This window comes from Mucilaginibacter corticis, from assembly GCF_007558865.1.
Classification (GTDB): Bacteria; Bacteroidota; Bacteroidia; order Sphingobacteriales; family Sphingobacteriaceae; genus Mucilaginibacter; species Mucilaginibacter corticis.
In genome coordinates, this window is sequence record NZ_VLPK01000001.1 from 1128706 (window position 1) to 1141466 (window position 12761).

Genomic DNA, 12761 nt, shown 5'->3' on the forward strand with positions numbered 1-12761 from the left:
AAACTAAAGCGGCTTTTTTTTATTGTAAGTTTACATAAGTCTATTATACACATTTGAGTTACGCAGGAAAAATACGTATAATGCTGGCGTTACTGGGCGCCAGTTTATTATTAACGGCAATAATTGTACGTTCAACTTACACACCTGCTAACAACCTGGCCCAAACTGCAAAAATCCTCGAAGACAATCTTCAAAAAAAAGAAAGCTACGTTGGCCGTGCCATCGGTACCCCTGAGGGCCTTTACCGTTTCAGAAGCCTGGATAATAATGATGAAGAGGCGCTAAAGTGCATTGAAGAATTTACGGTTGACCATAACATTAAGGTATTAACCTATAAAAAGGATACCCTTAAATTTTGGAGCGACATATCTTATATCCCTGATAACCCCAAAGCAATAAAGCTTGGGTATTCATTTATTAGAGGCAACAATGGCTATTATGAGGCTATCAAGCAGGTAAAGGATAACTTCTGTGTGATCTTTCTCATCCCGGTAAAGATCAATTACAGCGTCAAAAACCAATACCTGCAAAACACTTTTGCCAAGGACCTGCTTGAGGATAACAATATTGAGATAGCAGACTTTACCGATAAAAATACCTACGCTGTTCACAGCGTTGCAGATACCTATCTTTTTTCTGTTAAGGTAAAGTATAATGAGGTTAATTTTCGGTTCTTTTATTTCGAGCTTGTTTTATGGATCTTAACGCTGATAGTTACCTGTACCCTGGTACAAAACATATCCAACTATTTAGCCAATAAGGGGCAAATAGTTTTGTCACTCCTTTTACTTGCTTTTTTTATAGTAGGTGTACGGTTTGTTAACCTGTATTATAACTGGCCCAATTTTACTTACAAGCTGGCTGTTTTTAAACCAGAGATCTATAAAGCAAGTGATGTATTTCCGTCATTAGGAGATCTTTGCATCAACATACTGGCGGTAAGTTGGTTTGTGGCATGTCTTTACCGGCAGCGTTTTAAGCTGCTTAAATATGCGCCGGGCCGGGTTGCAAGCTATACTATTGTTATTTCTTGCATAGTGATGCTTATTGCTACATCAACAGCCTTGCTAAATGTGTTTTACGGGCTTGTGGTTAAGTCGCAGATCAATTTTGATGTAAATAATGTTTTAAACCTGTCGGGCTACAGCTTATGCGGCATTTTAATGCTCTGTTTTAGCTTCCTGATATTCTATTTACTTGACGAGGTTTTTTTAACCTTTTGCAGTAAGCTGGCAGTATCCGCCAGGCACCAGTTTTTATTACTGGGCGCTGGTGTTTTACTGGCAACAGTTTATTACACCTTTTATCGTGGCGAACTTATCCTTTTTTATATATTGTGGTTTTTCATAGTCCTGATTAGAGGGTATGCTTATTTTTACACCAACGCCCGCATCACCACATTAAAATTTGCTGCCATCCTTTTTATTTGCTCGGTGATATCTTCAGTAAATCTCAATCACTTTGAGGATATTAAAGAGCGAAAGATCCGCAAATTGCTGATAACCAAACTGGAAAAGCCTGACGATAAAACGGCTGATAGCTTATTTAGAGAACTGGAAGACCAGATTGCTAAAGACCCGCTTGCTATCAGGTACTTTAATGATACTGTACACAATGATGATTACCTGAAAAACCATTTCCAAAAGCTTTATTTTGATGGTTACTTGTCTAAATACAATTTAACGATCCATGAGTTTAACAGCTTCGGAAAGTCCATCTCAAACGATAAAAATGACTTGTTGGACAACTTTAAAGCCATGGTGCTTTTTAGCTCCATCAAAGTATCCAAATACTTTTACCGGGAAAATGAATCTTTTGGTTTCCAGAATTATTTCGCCATCCTTCCTGTTGTAGACGGCAATCAGCTCCGAGGTTCAATTGTTATCGAGTTAAAGTCAAAAACACTTCAAATTGCCAGTCATTTCCCTGAATTATTGATGGATGGCGAGATAAAAAATGATGACGAGTTAAAAAACTATTCGTATGCCTTTTACTCTGACGATAAATTAGTGGCACAAAGCGGCAGTTTTGTCTACAAAATAGTAAGGGATAAAGACACTACAAAAAAGTTTTTGCCTAAAACCTACAAGTTTAAAATAATACCCGTAACTAATGCCCCCTGGTACCACCCTTTTCAAACTTATAGTCATTTAATTTATAAACAAAGCAGCCGTAACATCATTGTTATCAGTAAAGAAGAGAATACCGTTTTTTACAGTGTAACTTCTGTTACTTTCTTTTTTGTAATACTGCTTGCATTTAGCTTGCTCACTTTAGCAGGCAGTTGGGCGTGGCTGCGCATTAAAATATTAACCATTACAAACAATAAAATTAAGTGGGGTTTTAAAATAACGCTTGATAAGATCCTTTATAAAACCCGTATCCAGTTTTCAATGGTTTTTGCTGTTGTGATCACATTGATATTGGTGGGTATAATCACCTATATATCAATAAGTACACAATACCAGACACAGCAGGAAAGAGGAATCCGTGAAAAGCTGATCAAGATTACCGACGCTTTTGAAAGCAGTCTTTTTGATAAATACATGGTCCACATAAACGAGCAAAGCCTGGTTACATTTGATGCGTTAGCGGCCTCTTCATCGTCAGACCTGGTATTATTTGACCGCGAAGGCAATTTACTGATCACCACACAGCCTCGGATCTATGGTTATGGCCTTATTGCCAGGCGTATGAATCCCAAAGCGTTTGTTACCCTGCATAGCCAGCTACGTTCAGAATACGTTAACGATGAAACCATAGGCAGTCTTAATTATAAAACCGTTTATGCGCCTATAAGGATCAAAGGCCAAACAGTAGCCTTTTTGCAGCTTCCCTATTTCTCGAACGAAACGGATTACCGCGAGCAGATTGGATCATTGCTTAACATCATGATCAATATTTATGCACTGATATTTATAGCAATTGGCCTGTTTGCAGTGGTAATTGCCCGCCAGATCACCTATCCTTTAAACTTTATCCAGGAAAGCCTGAGTAACACCATTTACGGTAAAAAGAATGAGCCAATAACTTGGGATAGGGACGATGAAATTGGTTCGCTGGTAAAAGAGTATAACAAAATGATAGCCGCCCTGGAAGACAGCGCGACCCGCTTGGCCCAATCAGAACGTGAAAGCGCATGGCGTGAAATGGCCAAGCAGGTAGCCCATGAAATTAAAAATCCGCTTACACCGTTAAAGCTTGGTTTGCAGTTGCTTGAAAAATCATGGCGGGAAAAAGACCCACGGTTTGACCAGAAATTTGAGCGCTTTAGCAAGTCATTTGTCGAGCAGATTGAAAGTTTATCGTCCATCGCGTCTGAGTTTTCGGCTTTCGCTAAAATGCCGGACACCCGCATGGAACGTTTTAACATTTTTGACGTGATCGACCAGGCGGTGATCATATTTAAGCAAACAGACAACTTTAATATCATCTATAAAACACCCGGCCGGGCATTTTTTGTCAATGCCGACAGGGACCAGTTATTACGGTGCTTTAACAATCTCTTAAAAAATGCAATTGAGGCTACCCCGCCGGATAGGTTTGGTCTATTAGAGATAAAAAATGAGGAAACTTACAATAACATACTGCTTACAGTTAAGGACAACGGTAACGGCATACCTGAAAATATGCGCGAAAAAATATTCGAGCCCAATTTCACCACCAAAAGTTCTGGCACCGGGCTTGGCTTGGCCTTTGTGAAAAACTCTATTGAAAATGCCGGCGGCAAAGTCTGGTTTGAAACGGAGATAGGCCGGGGAACTACATTTTTTCTTAGCCTGCCTGCTGCTAATAGTTAGATTAATTTTTTAACTTGCAGATAATTACCTAAACATACACATACTATTCGTTAAAATATATCGTTATATTTGACTTAATTAAAAAAAATAAAAAATCTTGATGAGATTTACCCTGCTTTTTATTTTGTGCTTTGTAGGATTGACAGCATCTGCACAATTGCAATTACAATTCTGGAAACGCAAACCGAAGCAACCTGTGGTTTTAACGGCAGTACAAGCCCTTCCCTCACAAATAAATATAGGCACCACAAAATTACCTAATACGTTACCCGCTCAAAATTTAGCTTATTCTTTTTTTTCCATAGAAATTGCCGAGGACGCGCTTTTGGCAGAAGCAAAACATAATATGCGTTTCAGGATCTACAATATGGCCAGTTATAATTTTAGTGACCTGGCTGCTTTGTATCTGAAACAAAACAGATTTTCTGAAGCTAAATGGTACCTGCTGCAAAGCAATACCATAGCACGCGAGGCAGGCAACTACAGGCATTTGTTAGATAACTTGTACATTCTGGCGGATATAAAAAGCAAAATAGGCGAAGTGCCTTTGGCGCTTGCCGACCTGCAGGAGGCACATGACGCTGCCGTTGATAAGGGCATGCTGTCAGACCTGACCATCATCAACAAAAAAATAAAGTATCTGCAAACCAATAAGACCCTAACTACTAAAGCCGAACTGCGTTATGCCGACGCGGTAGAGGCAGCTAATAGTAAAACCGCAGTAAATTAGCCTCTGTTTATAACAATTACGTAAAATACTTGGTGTATTAACAAAACAGTAAAACATTATTGTAATATTGTTACTTGTTATTAGTCTTACAGTATAAGCGACAGATATTTTGCTGTCGCTGATTTTTTTATATTAGCAATTTACAATAAGGCACAAGTATTGATGTACCCAATAAAAACACCCGAATTAACGTTAGTAAAAGATATGTTTAAAAGATTTTATTTTGTGTTGGCTGTTGGCGCAGCACTTGCGTGTAAAGCCGCCCCTTCAAAACCGATAAAAGTACCCGGCTCAAACGACCTGCAGCCTACCGAGCAGCAAAGTACCGTTTGCAAAACCGTAGCTAAGTTTATATCTCAATACAACTATAAAAAAGTTGATCTGAACGATTCGTTGTCGGCAGTGATATTTAACCGTTACATTAAAAGCCTGGACGAAGGCCATAATTATTTATTGGCAACCGACATACAGGATTTTGATAAATATAAAAGCGCGTTGAGCGACGATATCAAAAACGGAAACCTTAATGATGTTTATTACATGTTCAATGTGTTTCAAAAAAGGTACGAAGAGCGTGTAAAATATTCTATTGCGCAATTGGATAAAACATTTGATTTCACACAAAAAGAGTCTTTCACTTATGACCGTTCTGACCTGCCATGGGTCGCCAATGAAACAGCGATGAATAATGAGTGGACCAAGCGTGTAAAATACGACCTGCTTAACTTAACGCTGGCCAGCAATGACGTAGCCAAAAATAAAGAAAAGCTTAAAAAACGTTACGAAGATCTGTTATCACAAAATTCAAAATTGAACACTAACGATGTTTTCCAGATCTTCATGGATGATTTTACCGAGGCTATTGACCCGCACACCAATTATTTTGATCCGTTCCATGCGGCACAATTCAATATGGAAATGTCAAGGTCATTGCAAGGTATCGGTGCTACGCTTGAAAGCAAGAACGAATACATCTCTATATCCTCGCTGGTTGCCGGCGGCCCTGCCGACAAAAGCCACCAGGTTAACAATGGCGACAGGATCCTGGCAGTAGCGCAAGGCAAAGACGGCGAGTTCCAGGATATTATAGGCTGGAGGATAGATAATGCTATCAAATTGATCCGTGGTACAAAAGGCACGGTAGTAAAACTTAAAATATTGCCGCAAGGCAAAGCGGTTTCTGATCAGCCTAAAATAGTTGAACTGGTACGTGAAAAAATTGTATTGAAAGATCAATTGGTTAAACAGGAAGTAAAAACATATAAAAACAATGGCAAAACCTATAAAATAGGGGTAGTTAACGTACCTGCTTTTTATGCTGATTTTGCAGCTTACCGTGCCGGCGATGCCAACTATCAAAGCACTACGCGCGATATGAAACTGGCTATTGATACGCTTAAAAAAGCCAACGTTGATGGTATTGTTATCGACCTGCGCGAGAATGGTGGTGGTTCATTGAACGAAGCTATATCATTAACCGGCCTGTTCATTAAAACCGGCCCTGTTGTTCAGGTTAGAGATACCCAGGACCAGATAGATGTTAATAAAGATGAAGACCCGTCGGTAGCTTATGCCGGGCCGCTTGCCGTATTGGTTGATCGTTTCAGTGCTTCGGCATCTGAGATCTTCGCAGGTGCTATACAGGATTATGGCCGCGGATTGATCATCGGTACGCAAACTTACGGTAAAGGTACTGTACAAAGCGAGATCGACCTGGATAAAGTGATCACGCCGTCAATTGCAGAGAAGTTAGGTATAACTTCAAGCGGTGATAAAACTAAGCAGGTATCAACCGGCAGTGAAAACCAGTTTGGCCAGTTAAACCTGACTATTGCTAAGTTTTATCGCATCAGCGGTAACTCAACCCAGCATAAAGGTGTAATTCCGGATATTCAGTTCCCGTCATTGATCCCATTGGATAAATATGGTGAAGATACAGACCCGTCTGCATTGCCGTTTGATATTATTCCAAAAAGCGATTACGTAAAAGCCGGCGACTTTGCAGCCGTTATACCGCAATTAACCAAATTGCATGAACAGCGCATGGCCACCAGCCCAAGCAATAAAGCCTTTATGGAAACCATCGCTGATTACAAAAAGAGTGAAAAAGAGAAATCGGTGACGCTTAACGAACAGCAGCTTAAAAAACAACGTGATGAAGACGAGTTAAAAACGCTTAACCGCGATAACGAACTACGGGTTGCTATGGGCTATAAACCTTTAAAGAAAGGCGAGACAAAACCTAAGAAAGAAGATCTTGATCCGCTGAAATTGGAAGCTGGCCAGATCCTGATAGATTATATTAATTTGGATAGCAAGGTTAGCCGCGTAGGCACAACTATTAAATAAACTATTTATATAAAGATTAACAAAAGATCCCGGTTACAGCCGGGATCTTTTGGTTTAAAACCAATTTGGGTTATAAAGGTTTATCTATCATGGCTAAGAAACCGTTGCTTGAATTTACCGACAGGGGCATCTATTGCGATAAGGGCAAATTTTATATTGATCCCTGGAAACCGGTTGACTATGCCGTAATCACCCATGCCCATGCCGACCATGCTTACTGGGGGCACAAGCATTACCTGGCACACCATTTATCTAAAGAAGTTTTACTGTACCGTCTGGGCGAGATCCAGTTGCAAACGGTTGAGTACGGCGAAACCGTGATGAAAAACGGCGTGGAAATTTCGCTTTACCCTGCCGGGCATGTTATTGGTTCGGCGCAGATCCGGGTTGCTTACCAGGGCGAGGTTTGGGTAGTATCAGGCGATTACAAAACGGAAGACGATGGCATCTCAACCCCGTTTGAGCCGGTAAAATGCCATCACTTTATATCTGAATGTACCTTTGGGATGCCTGTTTACCAATGGAAGCCGCAGGTACAGATTTTTGACGAGGTAAATAACTGGTGGCGCAATAATGTAAACAACGGTTTGGCTACCGTTATTGTGGGTTACTCGTTGGGTAAGGCGCAGCGCATCCTGCAAAATTTAGATCTGTCTATCGGCAAGGTTTATACCCATGGTGTAATTGAAAACACCAATGAGGCGCTACGCCGTAACGGGGTTATTCTTAATCCCACTGAAAGGATCACCCAGGACACCCCAAAAGACGAGGTGCGTAAGGGCATTATCATAGCGCCGCCTTCGTCTGTAGGTACGCCGTGGATGCGCAAGTTTCAGCCTTATAGTTTCGGGTACTGTTCAGGATGGATGGCTATCCGCGGAGCGAAAAGAAGGCGAGCCGCAGACCGCGGATTTATATTATCAGACCACGCCGACTGGGACGGGCTGATCAGCGCCATAGATGCTACCGGGTGCGAGAAAGTGTACCTTACCCACGGCTACACAGCCAGCTTTACCCGCTATTTAAATGAAATAGGGTTTGACGCGCACGAGGTGCATACTTTATATGGGGATGATGAGGCATTGGAAACAGTTCCAACTGAAGGACCTGATGGCCAAAAAGTCTCCCCCTTGGGGGGAGATTTAGAGGGGGTGGAGGCCACATCATGAAAGCTTTCGCCCAACTATTCCTCTCGCTCGACGAGACCAACAAAACCAATGAAAAGGTTAGGGTCTTAAAGGACTATTTTAATAGCGTACCCGATACCGATAAGATGCACATGTTGGCACTGTTTACCGGGCGTAAACCTAAAAGGGTGATCAATGCCACGCAGATCCGCACCTGGGCTACAGAGATAACCAATATACCGATATGGCTGTTTGAAGAAAGCTACCATGTAGTTGGCGACCTTGCTGAAACTATGGCATTATTGATGCCTCAAAATACCAGCTCGACCACCAATAAAACTTTAACCGACTGGATCGGCGAACTCAACAGCTTAAATGATAAAACCGAAGAAGAACGTAAACTTTGGCTCATTGAATCATGGGCGATGCTGGATACGCAGGAACGCTTTGTATTCAACAAGCTGCTTACAGGGAGCTTCCGTGTGGGTGTGTCGCAAAGCTTGGTTATTAAGGCGCTTGCCGATATTACTAAGCTGGACGCGCCTACCTTAACCCACCGGATTATGGGTAACTGGATGCCCGAAACCTATACGTATGAGCAGTTGGTGCAAGAACAGGGAGCGTCTGATGATATCTCGCGGCCTTACCCTTTCTTCCTGGCTTACCCTATACAAGAGACGTCAGAAAAACAAAAATCGGCAGACGACCTGAAAAGCGCCTTGGGTGATGCAGGCGAATGGCAGGCCGAATGGAAATGGGACGGCATCCGCGCGCAGCTGATCAAACGTGATGGCAAGATCTTTATCTGGAGCCGGGGTGAGGACCTGGCTACCGAGAAGTTCCCCGAGTTGCACCCGTTTTTAAATGCGCTGCCTGATGGTACCGTGCTTGATGGCGAGATACTAAGCTTCCAAAACGGTTTACCTATGCCCTTTAACGTTTTGCAAACCCGCATAGGCCGCAAGAACTTAAGTAAAAAGATATTGGAAGAAAGCCCGGTAGCACTGATAGCCTACGATTGCCTGGAATACGCCGGCGAGGATATCCGCGCCAAAACACAAAGCGAAAGGCGGGTGATATTAGAACAGTTGCAGACGGGAACAGCATTTCCTGAGATCTTCCGCATTTCAGAGTTAATAAAGTTTGATAACTGGGATAAGTTGGCCGGTATCCGCGAACAATCAAGAGCTATGGTAGCCGAGGGCATTATGCTTAAACGCAAAAGCGCCACTTACCAGGTGGGCCGTAAGCGCGGCGACTGGTGGAAATGGAAGATAGACCCGCTATCGGTCGACGCGGTGATGATCTACGCGCAGAAGGGCCACGGCCGGCGCGCCGACCTGTACACAGATTACACCTTTGCCGTTTGGGATGGCGATAAGCTGGTGCCGTTTGCCAAAGCTTACTCGGGCCTTACCGATGCCGAGATCAATAAGGTGGATTATTTTATTAAACGCAACACGCTCGAAAAATTCGGGCCGGTACGCACCGTAAAACCCGAACTGGTTTTTGAAATAGGGTTTGAAGGGATCAACCGTTCTACACGCCATAAATCGGGCATAGCGTTGCGGTTTCCGCGCATACTGCGCTGGCGGCATGACAAGCCTAAAGAAGAGGCAGATACATTGGATAATTTGAAGGCTTTATTGGGTGATTAAGTGTGCAGGTGATCCACTTAAGAATATGGATCACCTGGATCACCATTTTTATCTAAGCTACTGTAAATAAACGTTTTGGCAAAATGAGTGAATCACTTTTGGATCACCATAAAAGTCAGTGTGCTTGTGTGTGAAATTGAGCTATCATTTTGATAATCAATTCATTAGAAACCGATCTTTTTTGGATCTCTTTTTAGCGAGTGGATCACCAAATTGAATCACCCCTAAAATAAAAAGGAGGCTACTTTTTGAGTGCCTCCTTTTTGTTATCAGAATTAACGGTCAATTAAATGCCGCTAAGTTTCCATGGTGCTCTGTACTCGCGTTTAACATACTGGTTGATCTCATCAACGTTTGTAACTTTCATATTAGCAGCGTCATAGATCAGGTCGATGTATGCAGCAGGATTTGTATTACGTGTATGTTTATTACCGTCTCTGCCTGTTACTTCCTTGCTGGTGGTTAAATTAACGCCCCTGATAGCCAGGTTACACATCAGCATAGCTTCGGTTAATAAAGCAGCTTCCTCAAATGGCGAGCTGGTTTTCATATTACCGTAGCCTGCTAAACAAGCCTCAACCCATTGTGCATAGTGGTTCTCGTCTTTAACACGTGCGTATTTTTCAGGAACGTTTACATCGTCCATTCTTGATACAGGTAATAAACGAGCACGTGATGCGTAGCAACCGGCAGTCATTTTACCTTTTGTACCAATAAACAACATACCGCCGTCACCTTCTCCCCAATGTTCAGACGGATCCAGTTCTTCAGGACGAGGAGGGATCATACCGCCATCAAGCCAATGTACTTTTACCGGGCCGCTGGTTTTATCAGTTTTAGGGAATGTCATGGTAGTGAAGCTTGATGCAGGGCCTGTTTCCAATGTGCCGCCCTGGCCAACGCTTGTTGATACTTTCTCAACATATTTAAGGTTCAGCACTTTCATTGGGCCATGCAAAATATGCGCACCCATGTCGCCTAATACACCGGTTCCGTAATCCCACCAGCCTCTCCAGTTAAACGGCAATACTTTTATGCCACCCGGGGTGTCTGTTGTTGCAGGGAACGGTTTTTCTTTAGCGGTACCTTGCCATAAGTCCCAGTTAAGGGTGCTTGGCGGGGTAGCGGTTTCTTTTGGCCAGCGTAACCCGTTAGGTGTGTTAGCACCGTACCAGCCTTGCGGCCATACCGGGCGGTTGGTCCAGCACCAAACCTCGGTAACGTCACCAATAACACCGGCATCATACCATTCCATCATCTTTCTAACGCCATCGCTTGATGATCCCTGGTTACCCATTTGGGTTTGTACTTTATATTTATTACCCATGTTGGCCATCATACGTGCTTCATACACATCATGCGCCATTGGTTTTTGTACGTAAACGTGTTTTTTAAGAGACATTGCAGCCGTAGCAACTACCGCGTGGGTATGGTCAGGCGTGGCGCAATGCACGGCGTCAAAGTTTTTATGCTCTTTATCCAGCATCTCTCTCCAATCCACATACTTTTTAGCATCCGGATAAGTGTTGAAAACGTGAGCCGCGTAATCCTGGTCAACATCACATAAAAATGCAGATTTTGCTTTTCCGCTTTTCACAAATGCCTCAATATCGCTTGTTCCTTTTCCTCCCAGTCCCACACTCGCAATATATAAGGTATCGCTTGGCGCGCGGTAACCTTTACCTAATACAAACCGGGGTACTATGGTAAATCCGGCAGCAGCAAGGGCACTCGTTTTCACAAAATCTCTGCGTGAAGGAGCGCTTGCCTTTTCTTCATTTTCTTTCATGTTAATAGTTTTATTGTTTGGTTTTATAGTTTTTTATTCAGTATCTCTTGCTATGGCGTATCGGTCAGATCTCTAACTTAATGGAACGCGTTTTATGCAGTGGTAAAATTGGCTTTATATTTCCTGCTATTGTTCGATCACGATCAGACAAAGGTTGAAATTATAAAATTAAATACGAATAACTAAAAAAAATCAGCTAATAAATCGTAACATTTTTAATATATATTTACAACACGTATATACAAGCAGGTTTTTGCCCGAGCTTGTTTTTGTAATTGATCAATGCTGTAAATCAGCATCAGACCGGGAATGAGTGGCAGGGCCTTGTTTATTATAGGTAGATATGTTAACAAATTATGATTTTTTCGTGTCGGTTTAACACTTAAAGGTCAAAAAATGCCCCATTATGCAGTATTAAAGCCTTTTAGTCTACATTGCCTGTCAACTATCTGTTGAAATACCTTATATATTGACCAAAAGATTGTTATATATTACAAAATACATATTACTTTTGCCGTCCATAACAATTTATGAGCAAAGCATCTCCACAACTTAAAGTCCTTTCTATTGACATAGGCGGATCGCATATAAAGGCCACAGTTTTAGATAATAATGGTGCGCTTTTAGTGCCTTATTCTAAAGTAGAAACCCCGCAGCCGGCTAATCCTGATAATATTGTAAAGGCAATAAAAAAACTTGCTGCAACACTTACCGACTTTAATAAGATCTCGGTTGGTTTTCCCGGATATGTGCGCGACAGTATTGTTAAAACCGCGCCAAACCTGGATAATGCCGCATGGGCTAATTTTAACCTGGGCCAAAAACTGGAAGAAGAGTTAGGCCAGCCTGCACGTGTTGTAAATGATGCCGATATGCAGGGCTTAGGCGTGGTAAACGGCAAGGGACTTGAACTGGTACTGACATTAGGTACAGGATTTGGTACTGCTGTATTGCTTGATGGTAAGCTATTGCCCCATTTAGAAATTGGCCAAAGCCCTATTACCCGCCACAACAGTTATGATGCCTATGTAGGTGACAAAGCCTTTGACCAGGCTGGTAAAAAGAAGTGGAATGAGCGCATGGAAAAAGTTTTGCAAGTTTTAAAAACACTATTCAATTACGACTATTTGTATATAGGCGGCGGCAACGCCCGCGAGCTTACTTTTAAGCTTGACAGTAATGTGAAATTAGTAACCAATCAAGACGGTATAAAAGGTGGTGCAAGGCTATGGTCAACAGACCCGGCACCTGAATCAGATATGCCATCATCATCAAAAAAAAGTAAATCATCTAAACATTCATAAAAAA

7 protein-coding genes are annotated in these 12761 nt (G+C 42.2%); 6 read left to right on the plus strand and 1 reads right to left on the minus strand.

Annotated elements, in window-relative coordinates; all coding sequences use genetic code 11:
* Positions 1–53 precede the first annotated feature (53 nt).
* The 5 genes from FO440_RS04905 to FO440_RS04925 all read left to right on the plus strand — a co-directional run bounded on the left by FO440_RS04905 (position 54) and on the right by FO440_RS04925 (position 9664).
* Entirely contained in the window at positions 54–3800 is a 3747-nt protein-coding gene (locus FO440_RS04905; RefSeq protein ID WP_144247096.1) for an ATP-binding protein, read from the plus strand.
* A gap of 97 nt (positions 3801–3897) precedes the next feature.
* Entirely contained in the window at positions 3898–4530 is a 633-nt protein-coding gene (locus FO440_RS04910; RefSeq protein ID WP_144247097.1) for a hypothetical protein, read from the plus strand.
* A 204-nt stretch (positions 4531–4734) separates the two neighbouring features.
* The gene (locus FO440_RS04915) at positions 4735–6879 is read left to right on the plus strand and encodes a carboxy terminal-processing peptidase (protein WP_144247098.1); all 2145 of its coding nucleotides are present in this window, start codon (positions 4735–4737) and stop codon (positions 6877–6879) included.
* An 89-nt stretch (positions 6880–6968) separates the two neighbouring features.
* Positions 6969–8048: a ligase-associated DNA damage response exonuclease gene (locus FO440_RS04920; RefSeq protein WP_144247099.1), complete on the plus strand. Its 1080-nt coding sequence runs from the start codon at positions 6969–6971 to the stop codon at positions 8046–8048.
* Complete coding sequence (locus tag FO440_RS04925; RefSeq protein ID WP_144247100.1) at positions 8045–9664, plus strand: ATP-dependent DNA ligase; 1620 nt, start codon at positions 8045–8047, stop codon at positions 9662–9664. The genes FO440_RS04920 and FO440_RS04925 overlap by 4 nt, the downstream gene beginning before the upstream one ends.
* Before the next feature lie 286 nt (positions 9665–9950).
* On the opposite strand, the gene FO440_RS04930 is transcribed toward FO440_RS04925, so the two are convergent.
* A complete protein-coding gene (locus tag FO440_RS04930) occupies positions 9951–11453 on the minus strand; it encodes a Gfo/Idh/MocA family oxidoreductase (protein WP_144247101.1) in 1503 nt (500 codons plus the stop codon).
* Positions 11454–11983: 530 nt separating this feature from the next.
* Here FO440_RS04930 and FO440_RS04935 point away from each other — a divergent pair.
* The gene (locus tag FO440_RS04935) at positions 11984–12757 is read left to right on the plus strand and encodes an ROK family protein (protein ID WP_144247102.1); all 774 of its coding nucleotides are present in this window, start codon (positions 11984–11986) and stop codon (positions 12755–12757) included.
* Positions 12758–12761: the final 4 nt, after the last annotated feature.

Coding starts and splice junctions, on each gene's coding strand:
- FO440_RS04935 (WP_144247102.1), top strand. CDS start 11,984: ATGAGCAAAGCATCTCCACAACTTAAAGTCCTTTCTATTGACATAGGC.
- FO440_RS04920 (WP_144247099.1), top strand. CDS start 6,969: ATGGCTAAGAAACCGTTGCTTGAATTTACCGACAGGGGCATCTATTGC.
- FO440_RS04915 (WP_144247098.1), top strand. CDS start 4,735: ATGTTTAAAAGATTTTATTTTGTGTTGGCTGTTGGCGCAGCACTTGCG.
- FO440_RS04925 (WP_144247100.1), top strand. CDS start 8,045: ATGAAAGCTTTCGCCCAACTATTCCTCTCGCTCGACGAGACCAACAAA.
- FO440_RS04930 (WP_144247101.1), bottom strand. CDS start 11,453: ATGAAAGAAAATGAAGAAAAGGCAAGCGCTCCTTCACGCAGAGATTTT.